This is a genomic window from Microbulbifer sp. ALW1 (assembly GCF_009903625.1).
GTDB lineage: Bacteria > Pseudomonadota > Gammaproteobacteria > Pseudomonadales > Cellvibrionaceae > Microbulbifer.
Genome location: NZ_CP047569.1, coordinates 2,545,087 through 2,563,013 on the forward strand (window position 1 = coordinate 2,545,087; position 17,927 = coordinate 2,563,013).

Here is a 17,927-nt window from a genome sequence, read left to right on the forward strand (position 1 = left end):
TTGTCTGCGATACGGGGCTGGGTTACCAGCCAATCTGAGCTCGAATACCAAACTGGTCGGTGTTATCGCCAGTGAAGTCATCGTCACCCATGATGTAATTGAACATAAAGCGCACGTTGCGGTTGGCGTAGAAATTGAGGCCGACGGTCGTGCTGCTGGCCTCCAGGAAATCGTAGTCGCGGTTTTCCATGGTGTCGTAGCGGAAGGTCAGCTCCCAGGCGCCACCCCACAGGCCGTCACCACTGGGTTTGGCGGAGCTGAACGCACCGCGTTTCTTGCTGTAGGCCTTGTGTTCACCGGTCAGCATCCAGCTGCCTTGCACGTACCAAGTGTGGACTGTCTGGTTGTCGATGTAACAGCCGAATTCGGGATCACAGGGGAAGGGCGCGGGGGCGCCGAAATCATCTGCGTAATCCTCTTCCGAAATAAAGAAATCGCCCTCGAAGCCACCGATTACGTATTCGGCCTGCAGGTACAGCGGTCCGTAGCTACCTGCCAGTTCGAGCCCGGCGGTGGTTGCGTCGCCACCCAGGTTGCCCGGAGTGAGTGCCATCAACTGGGACGGGCCGCGGCGGCCAGCGTAATCTGCTTCGGCAATCAGGTCGGGGGAGTTCCGGTTGGCGTTCTCAAAGCTGACATAGGTGCCAAAGTGCAGCGTTTTTTCGTCCGTGTTGATGGGGGCCCAGGCGAGGCGTCCGGCAGCGCCGACACCTTCATTGCGAGGGGTACCCGCATCCCGCAGGTTGAAGGCCATCATGCCCAGGGTGAAGCAGTCCAGTACGCCGGTCCAGCCGATGCCCTGCTGGAACTGATTGCCGTCGTAGAGCCCGGTAGCGCTGGAAAAAGGGCGCTCCAGCATGGTCAGCTCGTTGGAGCTGGTCATTTCCGCCATGGAGCGGAAGGGCTTGAGCTGGCCGATGCGGACTTCACCGTTCAGGAACTTGTGGGAGATAAATACATCGCGGTAACCGCTCAGGGTGTCGCCGCCGGTGAAGTCTTGCTCCAGCACGTAGCCCCAGTCGTAGATGTTGCCCTTCAGGGTAATCCGTGCGCGACGGAAGTCGGTGGTGCTGATGGGATCTTCGATATCAGTGTCAAACAGGTAAGTATCGAAGTGAATGCGCCCGCCGAGGGAGGCAGAAAAGTTGCCGTCGTCCGAGGTTATCTTAAGACCGCCTTTGGTTTCCGCTTCGTCGGCCGTTGCGGTACCGGAGAGCAGGCTGGTCAGGGCTATGGCCATCAGGCTCTTGTTAAAGCAGTGCATGCGTCAGTTCCTGTGTCGTCTGGTTTATTTGAACGCCGCGGAGTCTAGCAGGCAGCTTTCGCTGTAAGAAATTAGAAACATTTTTGAAACATCTCTTATCCATAAAAACAGATGCACCCAAATGTAATATTTCTGTAACAAGCGAGTGGTAGGAGCCTGGGCCTGGTGCTTGTCAGTTACCGGGAGGGGCAGCGTGTGCCAACGGGTGGCTGGTGTCGCTAGCGGGTGTCGATACTGAACATCGTCACAGGGCGCGGTCACCGCTAAACATCCGCTTCAGCATAAACCGCGTATTGGGGGCGGGTAATGAATGGGCCAGAGAATGGCGCTGCGAGCTTCGAGTAGGGCTGTTTTCCCTACTGGCCTGGGGGAAGGACTCTACACCCATCGCTAGTGTGTCGCCAGTACGTCGCCAGTGATACCGCCAAGGAAGGGATTGCCGCCCCTGGCGATGGGGCAAGTCTAGATTTGCTTGATCGTGAATCCGGATTGCTTCAGAAGTGCGGTGATCGAGGCATCACCCACAAGGTGGCCGGCACCAACGACAACAAACAGTGATTTGTGCTGTTGGCTGAGCGCCTCGATCTTCTTGGCCATCTCCCGGTTGCGTTGGAAAAACAGCAGTTCATACAACTTGGTAAATTCCGGGTGTTCCTTCTGCCCCTCAACAATCACCAAGTTATACAGCGCATCCTGATCGCCCGATTTCCAGGCTTTGGTGATGCGCGGGACGAAGGTGTCCATCTCGGACAGTTGCTCCAGGGTCTGTTGCAGGTAGAGTTCCGGCTGATCCAGGCTGTTCAGCATGTGCAATTGCTGCAGGACGCTCTCCAGTTCCAGAATGGTTTTTTTGCCCCGGTGTGCTTGAGTGAGAAAGTGGCGGTCGATTCCTGCCGTGGGATCCAGCCCCCGCGCCTGCATTTCCATCAGGCTGAGGGTAATCATGGCGATTGCCGGGCGCAGGCGATTGAAATTCTCTTCCGGCAAATTCCGTTCGCGCAACCACGCCTGGAGTTGTGCATATACCTCCGGTGAAATGTGGTTTTTCAGCTGGTCGCCCGGTGGGTACAGGGATTCGAGCATGACCTGCTGTTGCAGTTTGGGGTCAGACTCCATGGCGATGATGTCTGCCTCCACCACCAGGGCATCACTTTTTTTATAGGCCTCTTCAATGGCGCTACGCAACGGGTAAAAGCTTTGGTCTGCAAGGTGGATAGATCCCAGTAAATACAGGGTTTGCTCGCCTTTCTTGGCTTCCAGCAATAACCCCCGGTCATTGGCCGCATTTGCGCCATTGCCGATGGTCAAAAATAGTGAGGCGGTTACATACAGCAGCCAGTTGAGGTGTCTTGTTCGACTGAAACTGGTAAATGGCATCCGTGTGGTTTTGTTATTCATCCTGTTATTCATCCTGTTCGTCTCCCGGTCTAGTTGCCCGGTTTAAATACCCAGTACATCGCCCAGTTTATCGGCAAGTCAATCGCGGGATCCATGCCTGGCGGGCATTGTCATCTGCTGGATCACGGGCAAGTCGCGAATGGCTTCTCATATATGGAGTCGCCAATTGGCCCGGCTGTGACAAAATTCTACTGCATACCACCCGCCTTGTGACCTGGGTCGCCAATGCAAATATTGTGCGCCGTGGCGCAGAAATCAGCTGTACAATTGATCGCTTCCCGGTAGGCGCAAAATAGTGCGGGCGGGTTAAAGTGGGCTTTTGAAAAAATAGGGACGATTGTGGGGGCGGGTATGCGAATAGTACAACTGGTGCCGTCATTGGAGGAGGGCGAACAGGCGTTAGAGGCGCTGGCCTTCGCGCAGGAATTGGTGCGACAGGGGCATGAATCCATTGTGATCTCCGCAGGCGGCGCGCTGGTTTCCCGGTTGACGCTACACGGCTGTCAACACGTTAGTCTACCGGTTGACCGCAAACGCGTTTGGAACTTTCGCCTGCACCGTAAACTGCGCGAGCAATTGACGGCATCGCAGGCCGATATTTTATTTTGTCGTGGTGCCGTTTGCTCCTGGCATGGCTGGAAAGTTTGGCGTGGTTTGAACGCGGCGGCTCGCCCCCGCCTGATCACCTTGGTTCAGTCCTGGTCGCCGCCAGGTTTTTTCCGCGGCCGACGGGTGAATGCTGCGCTCGCTCGCGGGGAACTGGTGCTGGCGTCATCACGGTTGTTGGGGGCGCAATTGCAGCAGCGCTTTGGCGCCAGGCTGTCCGTTCCAGCACCGGGAGAGGTGGATGCCCCCTCGGAGTCAGTGCTCCGTATCCATTACCGGGGTGTAAACACCAGAGAACTGGATCGCAAGGCACCGGTTTCCGGACACTGGCACCAGCGATTACTGAACGATTTCCCGCAGTTGGAAGGGCGCAACTGGTTGTTGCTACCCGGCACGATTGCACCGGGGCGGGGGCAAGAACGATTCCTGGAATTGCTCGCGGCAATGAAGGGGGAACGGGCGGACATTTTTGGTTTGATCGTCGGCGATGTCGAGGTCGGGCAGGAAAAGTATGCCAGGGCACTGGAAAAGCGTGCGGAGTCCATGGGGCTTGGGGAGCACGTTTTGTTTCTCGGGGCGCGGCGAGATATGCGTGAGTTGTATGCCAGTGCGCGTATTACCCTCGACCTTGCAGAAAAGCCGCCATCCAATGGTCGTATCGTCAGCGAGTCGCTGGCTATGGGGTGCCCGGCTGTGACTGCGGCCGGGCCCGGCAGCGAAATTCTTCAACAATGTTTCCCACAGGGTTTGCTGGAAAAAACCGGAGTGGAAAATCTGCTTGCTGTTTGTGTCGATATCCTGAATCGCCCCCAGCACATTGATTTCCGCGGCTTCAGTCTCGTCGAGACGACGGCAGAGGTGGTGGGCTGGTTTCAAACGCTGCAGGAAAATACACAGCAAGCGGGCGCGCCTGATAAGCGCGATCTGACCGGCGCGACTAGCTGACCAGTTGGGTGTACACCTGCCAGGTGGCTTTTGCCATCGAGTCCAGGGTGAACTCTTCTCCCGCACGGGAAAAAATCGGCGAGAAATCCTGCTCCCGGGTGGTACTGCTCAGTGCGTGGAGGATTTTTTCTGCCAGATGCGACGGCTCCTGATTGTCGAACAAGTAGGCGTCGGGCAGGTAATCAATCGCATTCCCGGCCCGGCTGGCAAGCACGGGTTTGCGGTGTAGCAGGGCTTCCAGCAGCGTGTAGGGCGTACCTTCAATAGCGGCGGGAATGATGACGAGATCGGCCGCCTGTATAAAGTTGGCAACGCTATTATTGCCGCTGCTTCCGGAAAAAAAGGCCACGCGTTCTTCGATATCCAGCTGTTGAACCTGTTGTTGCAGGTTGTCTTTCTCCGGGCCATCGCCCAGTACCAGCAGGCGCACACCTGACAGCAATGGCATGGCGGCAATTAGTTGATCGACGCCACGGGCTTTTATCAGCCGGCTGGCAATCAATAGCGTTGGCTTGTCTTCTACTGGCAGCGGCAGTATCGGCGTGTTTGCTGCGGGAGCGGACAGTTCTACACCATTGGGAATGATCTGCCAGTCCAACTTGGAATTGGCCACGGTATTGTGGCTGATGGCGATGCGCGCATCAAAAGCGCTGGCGAGCTTGTCCCGGGGGTGTCTTACATTGTGCCGGGTGATGACCTGTCGACAATCGGTATAGGGTTGCACTGCAGCGAGTAATTGCGCGGATTTTGATCCGTGGCCGTGGGTAATCTGATATCCCCCTTTGCGGATCAGGTTGGCCAGTCGCCAGACCAGGTTGGGGTGGTGCCGACTGCGGTCAGTATTGAGCGGGATAAACTGGATTTTCTCGTCCAGAGTTGGCAGGTATCTGGGGTGTGCAATGACGGCCACCTGGGTATCGGTGTTTTGTGCCTGCCAGCGCGACAGGTCGGCGACATGCTTTTCCAGGCTGCCGTGTTCACGGCTGGCAATCAAATGACAGATGGCTTGAATCATACGGCTAAACGTCCGATGTCGCTGCTGCGCCGTCATTGGGTTGATCGATAGGAATTATCGGGTTTGGGCTGGATATTCAGTGGCTGCAATATCTTTACGGCGCCAGATTGGCCGATTGCCAACGGTGGCCAATTCGGCGATGTCCATATTCTGATGGTTTTGTGTGACAGTTTTATATCGACGCGGGACTGTTTTGTGTTGGGCGTTTAGGGAGGGCGGTTTTGCCGTTTGATAAACATTATTGTCGAACAGGTGCTGTTGATCAGAATTTGGTGTGCCAGTTCAGCGAGGCAAAGTCGAATCCCGGGTTGGGAGTGTTGGTGTAACCATTGGAAAAATGGCTGTAGCGCAGCGATACGGTATTGCCGCTTTGCAGGGTGTAGCCGGCAGCAAAGTGCAGCGAAAAATTCAGATTGGTGGACAGGTCAATTGCACCAAAGCTGCGCTCGGTCAGGTAGGCAGCACCGATGCCGACTTCGCCAAAGATGCCCTGTGCTTCTATGCGGGGGTACCAGCGCACTACCGGTTTCAGCTCCCAGATCTGTTGCTTCTGATCCTGTCCTTCATGCTCTTCCCACATGTAGCTGTAGCTGACTTGCGCCCACCACTGCAGGTGGTGGTTGCTGGGGTAATCGTAAAACTGATAGGACCAGTTGGCGCCCACCATCTCGGCGCTGGCAATGGATTTCTGCTGAATCAGCGCGTTATTCAGTCCTTTGCCACCACTCAGGATAAGTTCCTGATCCCCTTTTTCTGCACGCAACTCAGGCGCCAGTGCAAGTCCGAATATCAGTACCAGGGTAGAAATGTGATGGGGAGTGGAGGGAAAAGGCATGAAGCAATCGCCAGTTATCGCTGTTAGAGGCTTGTCAGTGCAAGATTAGCCGGATTTGCGCTAATCGCAAGAGAAGCAGCCCGGCGTTGCCGGGCTGCGGATTGGTTATCTTACCGGAAGGGGCAGGGCGTGCACTATCGCCACTGGCGTTTCAGTTGCCTGAGTGCATCGGAATGCAGTTGTCGTGCCCGCTCCTGGCTGAGCCCCAGTTGTTCCCCGATAACGCGAAAGGAGCAATCGCGGTCGGAGATCAGACCGTAGCGCAAGCTCAGTACCGTTCGTTGCCTGGGAGGCAACTTGGCCACCGCTTCCCGCAACCGCTGGGCGAGCTCTTGATTGGAGACCAGCTCATCGGTATTGAACAGCTCATTGGCCGGGGCATAGTCCAGCCGAGTGCTGCTCTGGTCGTCCGCAATCGGGTCATCCAGAGAACCGGTGGGGCCGGGTAATTTCAGCAGGCTTTGCACCCGCTCCAGATCCAGGCCTGTCTGCTTGGCAATGTTGTCATCGGAAGCAGGCAGGCCTTCCGAGCGCACCTGGTTGATGGCGCGATAGATGCTGCGCAGGTCGTCCTGGACATTGGCGGGTTGCCGCACCAGGTCGTCATTGCGCCGCAAGGTGAGCTGGATTTCCTGCTGAATCCACCAGTAGGCATAGGTGGAAAAGCGGTAACCCATCTGGGGTTTGAAGCGTTCGATGGCTTTCATCAGGCCCACATTGCCTTCCTGAATCAGGTCGATAAACGGCACTGAGGGGTTGCGAAAGCGTTTGGCAATGGCGATGACCAATCGCAGGTTGCACTGGATCAGCTTCTTCCGCTGTGCCTTGAAGCGCTTCATCAGGTTTTGCAGCGAGCTGCGGTCCCGTTGGGAGATATTGCCACTGGCCAGTAACTCGTCGGTTTTGGCGATAATCAGGCCGTGGTCATAAGCTCCGGTGCTGCCTCGCTGTTCGACGCCCTCACTGCGGAGGTCGACCAGTGTCACTCCGCGTTTCTGCAACAGGGCAATGATCTTGTCCTCCAGCTCCCGGAGCAGGCAGGTGGTGGTGTGCTCATCCTCAGGGGTCAGCAGGTCGAGCCGATACAGGTGCTTGAGGTAGTTCTGCATCGGCGTGCCGACATTTTCGCCGAGGGATTCGCCAGACGATGGTTCGTCCTCTGATAGATCCGGGCGGGCCCGGGTGGATTGGGCCGAGTCCTCTTGTGAGAAGTCATCCCCGGCCAGATTGTTGCTATTTTCCTTCAGCCATTCGTCATCCCTGGAGTCGGTATTTACTCGGGACAAAGTCTGAACCTTATGCTGTGGCCAAACGGTGCAGTCTTCTCCACCGTTTGAGCTGCCGTAAAACAACCGGCGTCATCCTTTCGCAGGACTGTGACATGGCGCGGTAATTGCCATGTGGACAAATTGACTATAGATGAAGGTTGAAAGGTGCGCCGGAAAAAGCGGGATTAAACTGGACTGAAGAGTTCTAAACCGGGACGCGGAGGACAAATGGGAAAGGCAACAGGAGAGGATGTCTTAGCGGGGCGTGGGAAATAGCGTCAGGTTATAACCACATCAGGGCTCTAGCTATAACCGTGCCAACTATGCCGATAGCTCTGTCGAGAGCAATTTAGTGGCTACTGAATGCGTTTGACCCGCAGTGAGCGGCCGCCGGTTTCTTTGCGCATTAAATAAGAGCCTAAAGCGCCGCGCTGAATGGTGACCTGCTCGCCGCCTTTCCAGAAATTCCGGGTACTGCTGCCTACCTGACGCCACACCTGGCCGTTATCCAGGGTGAAGGTGAACTTTCCGTGCACACCTTCTTCGGCACTGACAATCTTTGCGGTGATGGCCTCTGGTGCTTCTTCAATCACCTGTTGCTGCTCCTGCCCAAACTGCTGCTCGGCATGTTGGCGGAGGCTGCCACTGATTTTGTCGTAGCAGGCGAGCCGCTTGTCGTTATCGCTGAACTGGCTGCACTGCTGCAGTTGCTCTTTGAGGGATTCGGCGATGGCCTGGTGCCCGGGGATCAGCAGGGCGGTCAGGAATAAGGGCAAGGTGATCGAATGGGCGGGGGATATTTTTCTCATAATGTCAGTTCCGATCGTTGAGTTCCGCTGATTCTGTCCTAGTGCGGCTTATTGGACAAATCAAATTGAGTTGCCTGTCACATTCCCCCTGGCTGTGCCGTGGAACAATGGTGTCGCTTAAGCTGTTAAAAAATAACCATAAAGCAACACTGTCAGGGGTTAACAATGAATAAATTAGTCGTTCCCGCTATCGCTATTGCCGCCATCGGCGCTTATTTTTACTACACCAATCTGGATGCGCCTGCGGCTGAGCCACAGCCGGTCGCGGTGGAAGAGCGCATTGTAGAGGACCTGGATGCCGCCGTCGCGGAAGCTAAAGCCGCCGGTGCCAAGGTGAGTCAGTCTGCTGAGGAAATGATGGCTTCTGCTGAGGGCGATGTTTTTGCGGATGTCCCCGAGGCTATGGGGCATGCGTTGGACGAAACATCTGAGTCCGTTGCCGGGGCTGTCGATGACGCTGCAGAAGCAGCATCCGACGCAGCGGAAGAAGTGATGGACGAAGTGGTGGAAGCCGCGGAAGAGGTGGATCATTCGCAGGAGTGATGTGGGCCAGGTGTACACTGTCCTCCAAACAAAAAAATACCCGGAATTTCCGGGTATTTTTTTGTTTGGAGTTTCTTCTGGTGCTAGCTGGTGTCTTTGCCGCTGCCGTCCAATTTTTGCAGGGCAAGCCGCAAGAAACCATCGGCAGCTTTGAGAGCTGTTTCCGCAGGTGCGCGGTCGAGGCCGCTCAAAATCATCATGATGGCCAGCTTGGCGTTGTGGTCACACAACTCCAGTACCCGATCGGCCTCTTCATAGCTGGCACCCGTGGCTTCCACCACAATGCGGCGGGTGCGATCCACCAGTTTCTGGTTGGTTGCCTTCACATCCACCATCAGGTTGTAAAAACTTTTGCCGATGCGGATCATGCTGGCGGTGGTGATCATGTTCAGCACCAGCTTTTGCGCGGTACCCGCTTTCATTCGGGTGGAGCCGGTAAGAATCTCGGGGCCCACTTCGGGCAAAATGGCAATATCGGCTTCTTTGGCGATGGCCGCGGACTTGTTGCAGGCGAGGGCGACGGTGGTACAGCCAAGGCTGCGGGCGTAGCGCAACCCGCCGGTGACATAGGGCGTGCGCCCGCTGGCGGCGATACCGACAACGACATCCTTCCCCTGTAGCTCGATACGCTTCAGGTCGGCCTCACCCAACGCGGGGTCGTCTTCCGCCCCTTCCTGTGCGCGGTGCACGGCGGCTTCTCCCCCGGCAATCAGCGGGATAACCATACCTTCCGGTACACCATAGGTGGGGGGGCATTCCACGGCGTCCAGCAGGCCGATACGGCCACTGGTACCGGCCCCCATATAAATCAGGCGGCCGCCGCTTTTGAACGCGGTGACGGCGGCGTCCACGGCCTGGGCGATTTCCGGTAGTAACTGCCGTACCACGCCGGGAACGCTGCTGTCGGCATCATTGATTTTTTCCAGTATGCCCAACGTTGGCAGCAGGTCGATGTCCTGGGTGTCCGGGTTGCGGGCTTCACTGGCCAGGGATCCGAGTTCGTTTGAGAGCAATGTATTCATATCCCCCTCGCCGATCCGGCGCGAACTTGTTGTTTCGGTTTGCCAGCGTACCGGTAAATAGAGAACGGATAGCGTTTACCGATACATCTACTGGCAAAAGTCCCGGCAAACACAAGCCGGTGAAATAGTGTAATCCCCCGTATTGAGGGGCACCACTGGATCGGCTGTCGCTAATCGTATATTTCCGGGAGTTATTAACCACATCCGGCTAACCACATACGGTAAGTCACCGATGCATTTATCAAATCGGGACCAATTGGCGGGGAAGGGGGAAGGGGGAGGGGGGCTGGAAATGGGGCTGGAAATGGAAAGAGCAACCCGTCGTAGCGGGTTGCAATTACCGGACCTGGTGATCAGCCCTGGGCGTTGAACTGTTTACCATTCACGCCAACGCTGTCTTCACCCATCAGATAGAGATAGGTGGGCATGAGGTCTTCCGGAGTGGTCACTGTTTTTGGGTCTTCCGCCGGGTAGGCCGTAGCGCGCATTTTGGTGCGGGTGGCGCCGGGGTTGATGCTGTTGACGCGAATGTTGGACACGCCGTCCACTTCGTCTGCCAGTACCTGCATCAGTCCTTCGGTAGCAAATTTCGATACTGAATAAGCGCCCCAGTACGCGCGTCCTTTCAGGCCAACGCCAGAGCCGGTAAAAATCACTGAGCTGGCCGGGGAGGCTTCCAGCAGCGGCATCATGGCTTTGGTGAGGCCGAAGGCCGCGTTCACGTTGACTTGCATGACCTGTTGCCAGGTGGCGTAGTGATAGTTGGCAATGGGCGTACGTTGTCCCAGCAGGCTGGCATTGTGCAGAAGGCCGTCAAGTCGGCCGAATTCCTGGTCCACGCCCTGCGCGAGGTACTCCAGTTCTTCCCAGCGAACGCCGGAAAGGTCCACCGGCAGAATCGCCGGTTTGGCACCACCGGCGGCTTCAATCTCGTCGTACACCGCTTCCAGTTTTGCGGTGGTACGGCCAAGCAAAATGACGGTTGCACCGTGGGCTGCGTAGGTTTTGGCCGCGACGCGACCAATACCGTCACCGGCACCGGTGACGAGGATGATTTTGTCCTTCAGCAGATCGGCGCGGGGGGTGTAATTGGTAATGGTTTCAGACATTGATGAGTCCGTTTCTCGAGTCCGTTTATTTCAGGTAATGCTTCTGTAGCAGCGGCCAGATTTCTTCGGCGTGGTGAATCAAATGATCCGCGTTCCAGTTTTCCGGGTCGTCGCCATTGTCGATATAGCCGTAGCTACAGGCAATCGTCGGCATGCCTGCGGCGCGGCCGGCCATGATGTCGCGCTCGTGGTCGCCCACATAAATTGCTTCACTGGGTTTGCAACCGATGCGCTCGCAGGCGAGCAGAATCGGCTCCGGGTCTGGCTTGCGGTTGGCCACGTCGTCGGGGCAGACAATGGCACCGGGTGTTGGCAGATGGGCAAATGCCTGCATCAGCGGAATGGTGTAGGCGGAAGGCTTATTGGTGACAACGCCCCAGGCAATACCATTTTCGAAGAGCTGCGTGAGCAGCAGTTCAATGCCGGGGAAAGGCACTGTGTGTTTAGCCAGATGCATCAGGTAAAGGTCGAGCAGGCGCTGGCGCAGATCGTCGAAGCCGGCCTGTCCTTCGTCGAGGCCGAATCCGAGGTGCACCATGGCGCGGGCGCCGTTGGAGACGACTTCACGGATGGTGGCGTCGGCCAGTGGCGGTAGTTGTTCCTGTTGGCGCAGCTGGTTGAGCACCACCACAAAGTCGGGGGCGGTGTCGAACAGGGTGCCGTCGAGGTCGAAGAGTACAGCTTTCATATCCAGGTACTTCTGAAATTATTCTGCCGGGCGGATGGTGTGCATCAGGTAGTTGACGTCTACGTCCCTCGGGTTGAGTTTGTACTGCTTGGTGAGGGGATTGTAGGTCATGCCGGTGATGTCGCGGGCTTGCAGCTCTGCTTCGCGGACCCAGCGGCCGAGTTCTGACGGGCGGATGAATTTGCCGTATTCGTGGGTGCCTTTGGGGAGCATACGCAGTACGTATTCGGCGCCCACTACCGCGAACAGCCAGCCTTTGGGGGTGCGGTTGATGGTGGAGAAGAATACGTGGCCGCCGGGTTTGACCAGTTTGGCGCAGGCGCGGATGACGGAGGCAGGGTCGGGCACGTGTTCGAGCATTTCCAGGCAGGTGACGATGTCGTAGCTGCCGGGGTGTTTTTCGGCGAGTTCTTCGACGGGGATGCGCTGGTAGTCGATGGTGACGCCACTTTCGAGGGCGTGCAGTTTGGCGACGTTGAGTGGTGCTTCGCCTAGGTCGATGCCGGTGACGTCGGCACCACGCTGTGCCATGGCTTCGGTGAGGATGCCGCCGCCACAGCCGACGTCGAGGAGTTTTTTGCCGGCGACGGGGGCGCGCTGGTCGATGTAGTTGGCGCGCAGGGGGTTGATTTCATGCAGGGGTTTGAATTCACCCTGTTGGTCCCACCAGCGGCTGGCCAGTTGTTCAAATTTGGCGATTTCCGCCGGATCTACGTTGATCATTCTTTATTTTCTGTTCCTGTGGCATTGGTGGCGCCACTAGCGGGTTGTGTGGCGGCGGCGCTCCCGGTGACTGTTTCCGGGACACGCCGTTAACCCATCCATGGGGGCTCGGCTGCGGCCGTCCTGGCCGCAGACGGTCCCGGAAACAGTCACCGGGATCGCCACCTTCGATTCTTATTCCGCGTGCTAACAGGGGTCAGCTTGAGCGACCCGCGATTCTATCACGCCATAGGCCGGCCCGTTGTCGCAGTTCCTCCTCGTTCAGGGTCATTAGTCTGCGGTCTTTCAATAATAGTTTCCCCGCCACCCAGACATTGCGCACATTGTGCCCGTTGGCGGTGTAAATCAGCTGGGACAGTGGGTCGTGCAATGGTTGTTGCTCCAGTCCACTGAGGTCTATGGCGCAGAGGTCAGCGGCTTTTCCCACTTCCAGGCTGCCGGTGACTTCGTCGATGCCCAGGGCGCGGGCGCCGTTGATGGTGGCCATGGCGAGAGCCTGATGGGCGGGGAGGGCGTCGGCATTGCCAGAGACGGCTTTGGCGAGGAGGGCGGCGGTGTTGGTTTCCTGCAGCATGTCGAGGCCGTTGTTGCTGGCAGCGCCGTCGGTGCCGATGGAGACATTGATGCCGGCATCCAGCAGTTTGGCGACCGGGCTGAAGCCGGAGGCGAGTTTGAGGTTGGAGCGGGGGCAGTGACTGATGTGGGCGCCGGTTTTCTGGATGAGCGCTATGTCGGCGTCGTTGAGAGCTGTCATGTGCACACCGAGAAACTGGGGTGAGAGCAAGCCGAGGTTGTGCAGTCTTTCGGTTGGACGCAGGCCGGTTTCGGCCAGGGCTTTTTCGACTTCGCCCGCTGTTTCGTGCAGGTGCATTTGTACAGCCATGCCCAGTTCATCGGCATAGATGGCGATTTTTTTCAGGGTTTCGTCGCCCACGGTGTAGGGGGCGTGGGGGGCGAAGGCGAGACCGATGCGGCTGTGGGATCGGTAATCGTCCCGCAGGGTGAGACCTTTTTCGAGGGCGTCGTCACCGTTTCTGGACCAGACGTTGGGGAAGTCGATGATCGGGAAGGCGATCTGGGCGCGCATGCCGGCTTCGCGCGCGGCGCTGGCGGTGGCTTCGGGGAAGAAGTACTGGTCGGAGAAGGTGGTGGTACCGCTTCGCAGCATTTCGGCCATGGCCAAGCGGGTGCCGTCGGTGACAAATTCCTGGCCGACCCACTGTTGCTCAGCGGGCCAGATATGCTTTTCGAGCCAGGTCATCAGTGGGTGGTCGTCGGCAAAGCCCCGCAGCAGGCTCATGGCGGCGTGGTTGTGGGTGTTGATGAGCCCGGGAATCAGCAGCTGATCCCCGAGCTGGTGTTCTTCTTTTGCGTCGAAGCGGTTGCGGGCTTCGGTGCTGGGCAGGATGGCGGTGATGATGCCGTCCTTGATGGTCAGTGAGCAATTTTCGTACACACGCTTTTCCGGCACTACCGGAATGATCCAGCGGGCGTGAATCAGAGTATCGATAGGCTGTTTTTTGTTCGTTTTTTCGGTTTGGGGGCGGGCGTTTGCGCTGTTCATTGCTCGATTTTTGTTCCGGTGGAAAGCCGCAGACTTTAGCGGTGGTCGCGAGCGTGAACAAGTCTGCACAAGTCGTCCTTCTGCGCGTCAATTGTGGTAGAATCGCCCGCTTGATCGGGGTCCGTGACCAGCTGGCCCCACCTGATTCCCAGCCTGTTGCCGTGTGTGCTCCTTTTGCGAGGCACGGTGTCGGGTGCCGAGGGGGCCAGCCCTGCTGGCGGCGTTAACGATAAGGAATGCCTGAAAATATGGGCGAATTAGCCAAAGAAATTTCTCCGATCAATATCGAAGAAGAGCTGAAGCAGTCCTACCTCGACTATGCGATGAGCGTGATTGTGGGCCGTGCGTTGCCGGATGTGCGCGACGGCCTCAAGCCGGTGCACCGGCGCGTGCTCTTCGCTATGAACGAACTCAAGAACGACTGGAACAAGCCGTATAAAAAGTCCGCCCGTGTGGTGGGTGACGTAATCGGTAAATACCACCCGCACGGCGATAGTGCGGTGTACGACACCATTGTGCGTATGGCGCAGCCGTTCTCCCTGCGTTACATGCTGGTTGATGGTCAGGGTAACTTCGGTTCTATCGATGGCGACAGTGCGGCGGCCATGCGTTACACCGAGATCCGTATGGACAAGCTCGCTCACGAGCTGCTGTCGGATCTGGATAAAGAAACCGTCAACTTCATCGACAACTACGACGGCTCTGAGCAGATGCCGGAAGTGTTGCCGTCGCGGGTTCCCAACCTGCTGGTAAACGGTTCTTCCGGTATTGCCGTAGGTATGGCCACCAATATCCCGCCGCACAATATGAGTGAGGTGGTTAAGGGTTGTCTGGCGCTGATCGACAACAGCGAGCTGACCATCGATGAACTGATGGACTATATCCCGGGTCCGGATTTCCCCACAGGCGCCATCATCAATGGTCGCGCCGGGATTCTGATGGCTTACCGCACCGGTCGCGGGCGTATCTATATTCGTGCCAAGGCGGAAGTGGTACGCGATGACAAGACCAATCGCGAAACCATCATCATTCACGAGATTCCCTACCAGCTGAACAAGGCACGCCTGATCGAGCGTATCGCTGAGCTGGTAAAAGAGAAGAAGATCGAAGGTATTTCCGAGCTGCGTGACGAGTCCGACAAAGACGGCCTGCGCGTGGTGATCGAGCTGAAGCGCGGTGAGCTGGGCGATGTGGTTCTGAACAACCTCTATTCCCAGACCCAGCTGGAAAGCGTGTTCGGTATCAACATGGTGGCGCTGGTAGACGGCCAGCCCAAGTTGCTGAACCTCAAACAGCTGCTGGAATACTTCATTCGCCATCGCCAGGAAGTGGTGACCCGCCGTACTGTTTACCTGCTGCGCAAGGCGCGCGAGCGTGGTCATATTCTGGAAGGTCTGGCGATTGCCATCTCCAATATCGACCCGGTCATCGAGCTGATCAAAGCTTCCGCCACCCCGGCAGAGGCCCGCGAAGCACTACTGGCTAAAGGTTGGCCGGTGGGTGAGGTCGAGCAGTTCCTGGAGCGCGCCGGTGCCGACGCCTGCCGCCCGGATGACCTGCCGAAAGAATTTGGTATGCGCGATGGCGCCTACTACCTGTCTCCGGCCCAGGCTCAGGCTATTCTCGAGTTGCGCCTGCACCGCCTGACCGGTATGGAGCACGACAAGCTGCTGGCGGAATACAGTGAGCGCCTGGAACAGATTGCCGAATACCTGGAAATTCTCGGCAGCCCGGAGCGCCTGATGGCGGTGATCCGCGAAGAGCTGGAACTGCTGGAAAAAGAGTACGGCGATGAGCGCCGCACCGAAATCGTTGCTTCCCGTCAGGACCTGTCCGTCGAAGACCTGATCACCCCGGAAGACAAGGTGGTGACCATTTCCCATGGTGGCTATGCCAAGAGCCAGCCGCTGGCGGACTACCAGGCCCAGCGCCGCGGCGGTATGGGTAAGTCCGCGACTCAGGTAAAAGACGAAGACTTCGTCGAGCACCTGCTGATTGCCAATTCCCACGACACCATTCTGTGTTTCTCTAACCACGGTAAGGTGTACTGGCTGAAAGTGTATGAAGTGCCCACCGCCGGCCGCGCATCCCGCGGTCGCCCGATGGTGAATATGCTGCCGCTGGAAGAGGGTGAGCGCATCAGTAGCCTGATGCCGGTCTCTGAATACGATGAAGACCACTTTATTTTCTTCGCCACCGCCAACGGTACCGTGAAGAAAACCCCGCTGACGGCATTCTCCCGTCCGCGCAGCGTTGGTCTGCGGGCTATTGAGCTGGAAGAAACCGACCGTCTTGTTGCCACCGCAATTACCGATGGCAAGCAGGACGTGCTGCTGCTGACCAGTGCCGGTAAGGCAGCCCGTTTTGCGGAAGAAAATGTGCGTTCCATGGGCCGTGTTTCCCGCGGTGTGCGCGGTATCCGCATGGCCGAGGGCGTTCACGTCATCGCCATGGTGATCCCGGAAGAGGGTGGCTCGGTGATGATGGTTACCGAAAATGGTTACGGTAAGCGCACCGCAACGGCCGACTTCCCGACCAAAGGCCGAGGCACTCAGGGTGTAATTGCGATCGCCGAGAGTGAGCGCAACGGTGCCCTGATCGGCTCCTGCCAGGTGCACCCGGGCGAGGAAATCATGCTGATTTCCGACCAGGGTACTCTGGTGCGTACCCGGGTGGATGAGGTCTCTGTGCTCGGCCGTAACACCCAGGGTGTGCGGGTGATCCGCCTGAAAGACGGTGAAAGCCTTGTGGGCTTGGCGCGTATTCAGGAAACCGAAGATCCCAATGCGGAAGCGCTGGGGGAAGGTGAGGCTGAAAGTGACGGCGGTGCCGGAGCTGAGGAGTAGTTCCTGACCTGTTGTAACTCGAAAAAGGCTGCGATAACTCGCGGCCTTTTTTGACTTTGCTGGCCGGGGCTGTTGGTTGCCGAAAGACCTGTAACAGCCCGAAGGGTATTTGTGGTGGCTGGCTTTCGGTTTTACCGAATTCCCGAAAATTTAATTCAAGTCTGTTTTCTTCTGTGGAAGTGAATCAATGAGGAAGTTTAATTTCTGTGCGGGTCCTGCGGCGTTGCCGGAGCCGGTATTGCAGCAGGCGCAGGAAGAGTTGCTGGACTGGCAGGGGCTGGGTTGCTCTGTGATGGAGGTCAGTCACCGATCGCCGGAATACACGGCTGTGGCCGAGGCTGCGGAGCAGGATCTGCGCGACCTGCTAAGTATCCCGGACAACTACAAGGTGTTGTTCCTGCAGGGTGGTGCTACTGCCCAGTTCAGTGCAGTGCCCTGGAACCTGTTCGGTGCCGGTAGCAAAAAAGCAGACTATATCCACACCGGTCAGTGGGCCGATAAGGCGATTAAAGAGGCGCGTCGCTATGGTGAGGTAAACATCGTTGCTTCCTCGGAAGATCGCAATTTTTCCTATGCGCCAGCAGCGGATAGCTGGGAAGAGAGTCGCGATGCGGCGTATTTCCACTACACACCCAATGAGACCATCGGTGGTGTGGAATTCCCGTACATCCCGGAAGTGAAGAGCCCGCTGATTGCGGATATGTCGTCCACCATTCTGTCGCAGCCAATCCCGGTGGAAAAATTCGGTTTTATCTATGCTGGCGCGCAGAAAAATATTGGCCCTTCCGGTATCGCGGTGGGCATTCTGCGTGATGACCTGCTGGATCGTGCTCTGCCGGAAATTCCCCGCAGCCTGAACTGGAAAATCGCGGCGGATGGCGGCTCCATGGATAACACGCCGCCAACCTTTGCCTGGTATCTGTCTGGTCTGGTATTCAAATGGCTGAAGGCGCAAGGCGGTGTTGCCGCCATGGCGGAGTTGAGCCTGAAAAAATCCCAGCTGCTGTACGATTTTCTTGATGACAGCAGCTTTTTCTCCAGCCCGGTGGCGAAAGATAGTCGCTCACGCATGAATGTGCCTTTTGTGCTGGCCGATGAGGGGTTGGATAAGAAGTTCCTCAAAGAGTCGGAAGAGGCTGGGTTGCTGAACCTGAAGGGACACCGTTCCGTGGGTGGCATGCGTGCCTCGCTGTACAACGCGGTACCGGTTGAGGCGGTGGAAGCGCTGGTTGCATTTATGGCGGATTTCGAACAGCGCAACGGTTGAGTCACAAGTTCATTGATTGTTTAAA

Annotated in this window: 15 protein-coding genes; 4 read left to right on the forward strand and 11 right to left on the reverse strand. The window is 57.3% G+C overall.

The window, feature by feature from the left end; all coding sequences use genetic code 11:
- Positions 1–22 precede the first annotated feature (22 nt).
- Complete coding sequence (locus GRX76_RS10550; protein ID WP_160153269.1) at positions 23–1,264, reverse strand: OprO/OprP family phosphate-selective porin; 1,242 nt, start codon at positions 1,262–1,264, stop codon at positions 23–25.
- Positions 1,265–1,726: 462 nt separating this feature from the next.
- Positions 1,727–2,662 carry a TraB/GumN family protein gene (locus GRX76_RS10555; RefSeq protein WP_236250322.1) on the reverse strand — a complete coding sequence of 312 codons (936 nt, stop codon included), beginning with the start codon at positions 2,660–2,662 and terminating at the stop codon, positions 1,727–1,729.
- A 351-nt stretch (positions 2,663–3,013) separates the two neighbouring features.
- On the opposite strand from GRX76_RS10555, the gene GRX76_RS10560 reads away from it, so the two are divergent.
- Positions 3,014–4,213, forward strand: a complete 1,200-nt coding sequence (locus GRX76_RS10560) for a glycosyltransferase (RefSeq protein ID WP_160153271.1) — start codon at positions 3,014–3,016, stop codon at positions 4,211–4,213.
- On the opposite strand, the gene GRX76_RS10565 is transcribed toward GRX76_RS10560, so the two are convergent.
- The 4 genes from GRX76_RS10565 to GRX76_RS10580 all read right to left on the reverse strand — a co-directional run bounded on the left by GRX76_RS10565 (position 4,206) and on the right by GRX76_RS10580 (position 8,140).
- Positions 4,206–5,228, reverse strand: coding sequence for a glycosyltransferase family 4 protein (locus GRX76_RS10565; RefSeq protein ID WP_160153272.1), 1,023 nt, complete (start codon positions 5,226–5,228; stop codon positions 4,206–4,208). The genes GRX76_RS10560 and GRX76_RS10565 overlap by 8 nt on opposite strands.
- Positions 5,229–5,490: 262 nt before the next feature.
- Positions 5,491–6,063 (reverse strand): acyloxyacyl hydrolase, encoded by a 573-nt coding sequence (locus GRX76_RS10570; RefSeq protein WP_160153273.1) that lies wholly within the window; start codon positions 6,061–6,063, stop codon positions 5,491–5,493.
- Positions 6,064–6,197: 134 nt separating this feature from the next.
- Positions 6,198–7,349 (reverse strand): RNA polymerase sigma factor RpoD/SigA, encoded by a 1,152-nt coding sequence (locus GRX76_RS10575; RefSeq protein ID WP_160153274.1) that lies wholly within the window; start codon positions 7,347–7,349, stop codon positions 6,198–6,200.
- A gap of 338 nt (positions 7,350–7,687) precedes the next feature.
- Positions 7,688–8,140 (reverse strand): hypothetical protein, encoded by a 453-nt coding sequence (locus tag GRX76_RS10580; RefSeq protein ID WP_160153275.1) that lies wholly within the window; start codon positions 8,138–8,140, stop codon positions 7,688–7,690.
- Between the two features lie 165 nt (positions 8,141–8,305).
- Here GRX76_RS10580 and GRX76_RS10585 point away from each other — a divergent pair, with 165 nt between their 5' ends.
- On the forward strand, positions 8,306–8,683 hold the full coding sequence (locus GRX76_RS10585) for a hypothetical protein (RefSeq protein WP_160153276.1): 378 nt from the start codon (positions 8,306–8,308) through the stop codon (positions 8,681–8,683).
- An 83-nt stretch (positions 8,684–8,766) separates the two neighbouring features.
- Here the strand turns inward: GRX76_RS10585 and murQ are convergent, their stop codons facing one another.
- The 5 genes from murQ to GRX76_RS10610 form a co-directional block, all read right to left on the reverse strand.
- Positions 8,767–9,705, reverse strand: a complete 939-nt coding sequence (gene murQ, locus GRX76_RS10590) for an N-acetylmuramic acid 6-phosphate etherase (protein ID WP_160153277.1) — start codon at positions 9,703–9,705, stop codon at positions 8,767–8,769.
- Between the two features lie 353 nt (positions 9,706–10,058).
- On the reverse strand, positions 10,059–10,802 hold the full coding sequence (locus GRX76_RS10595; protein WP_305075906.1) for a YciK family oxidoreductase: 744 nt from the start codon (positions 10,800–10,802) through the stop codon (positions 10,059–10,061).
- A gap of 37 nt (positions 10,803–10,839) precedes the next feature.
- Positions 10,840–11,502 (reverse strand): HAD family hydrolase, encoded by a 663-nt coding sequence (locus GRX76_RS10600; protein ID WP_160153279.1) that lies wholly within the window; start codon positions 11,500–11,502, stop codon positions 10,840–10,842.
- A gap of 18 nt (positions 11,503–11,520) precedes the next feature.
- Positions 11,521–12,225, reverse strand: a complete 705-nt coding sequence (gene ubiG / locus GRX76_RS10605; protein WP_160153280.1) for a bifunctional 2-polyprenyl-6-hydroxyphenol methylase/3-demethylubiquinol 3-O-methyltransferase UbiG — start codon at positions 12,223–12,225, stop codon at positions 11,521–11,523.
- 196 nt (positions 12,226–12,421) lie between these two features.
- Positions 12,422–13,789: a TRZ/ATZ family hydrolase gene (locus GRX76_RS10610; RefSeq protein ID WP_160153281.1), complete on the reverse strand. Its 1,368-nt coding sequence runs from the start codon at positions 13,787–13,789 to the stop codon at positions 12,422–12,424.
- 248 nt (positions 13,790–14,037) lie between these two features.
- Between GRX76_RS10610 and gyrA the strand changes: the two genes are divergently transcribed.
- On the forward strand, positions 14,038–16,635 hold the full coding sequence (gene gyrA / locus GRX76_RS10615) for a DNA gyrase subunit A (RefSeq protein ID WP_160153282.1): 2,598 nt from the start codon (positions 14,038–14,040) through the stop codon (positions 16,633–16,635).
- Between the two features lie 187 nt (positions 16,636–16,822).
- Positions 16,823–17,902, forward strand: coding sequence for a 3-phosphoserine/phosphohydroxythreonine transaminase (serC, locus tag GRX76_RS10620; RefSeq protein WP_160153283.1), 1,080 nt, complete (start codon positions 16,823–16,825; stop codon positions 17,900–17,902).
- Positions 17,903–17,927 lie beyond the last annotated feature (25 nt).

Bases quoted from the DNA above. Each gene is read 5' to 3' on its own strand.
- GRX76_RS10560 (WP_160153271.1), top strand. From the start codon at position 3,014: ATGCGAATAGTACAACTGGTGCCGTCATTGGAGGAGGGCGAACAGGCG.
- GRX76_RS10550 (WP_160153269.1), bottom strand. From the start codon at position 1,264: ATGCACTGCTTTAACAAGAGCCTGATGGCCATAGCCCTGACCAGCCTG.
- GRX76_RS10580 (WP_160153275.1), bottom strand. From the start codon at position 8,140: ATGAGAAAAATATCCCCCGCCCATTCGATCACCTTGCCCTTATTCCTG.
- GRX76_RS10585 (WP_160153276.1), top strand. From the start codon at position 8,306: ATGAATAAATTAGTCGTTCCCGCTATCGCTATTGCCGCCATCGGCGCT.
- gyrA (WP_160153282.1), top strand. From the start codon at position 14,038: ATGGGCGAATTAGCCAAAGAAATTTCTCCGATCAATATCGAAGAAGAG.
- GRX76_RS10600 (WP_160153279.1), bottom strand. From the start codon at position 11,502: ATGAAAGCTGTACTCTTCGACCTCGACGGCACCCTGTTCGACACCGCC.
- murQ (WP_160153277.1), bottom strand. From the start codon at position 9,705: ATGAATACATTGCTCTCAAACGAACTCGGATCCCTGGCCAGTGAAGCC.
- GRX76_RS10555 (WP_236250322.1), bottom strand. From the start codon at position 2,662: ATGAATAACAAAACCACACGGATGCCATTTACCAGTTTCAGTCGAACA.
- ubiG (WP_160153280.1), bottom strand. From the start codon at position 12,225: ATGATCAACGTAGATCCGGCGGAAATCGCCAAATTTGAACAACTGGCC.
- GRX76_RS10610 (WP_160153281.1), bottom strand. From the start codon at position 13,789: ATGAACAGCGCAAACGCCCGCCCCCAAACCGAAAAAACGAACAAAAAA.
- GRX76_RS10570 (WP_160153273.1), bottom strand. From the start codon at position 6,063: ATGCCTTTTCCCTCCACTCCCCATCACATTTCTACCCTGGTACTGATA.
- GRX76_RS10565 (WP_160153272.1), bottom strand. From the start codon at position 5,228: ATGATTCAAGCCATCTGTCATTTGATTGCCAGCCGTGAACACGGCAGC.
- serC (WP_160153283.1), top strand. From the start codon at position 16,823: ATGAGGAAGTTTAATTTCTGTGCGGGTCCTGCGGCGTTGCCGGAGCCG.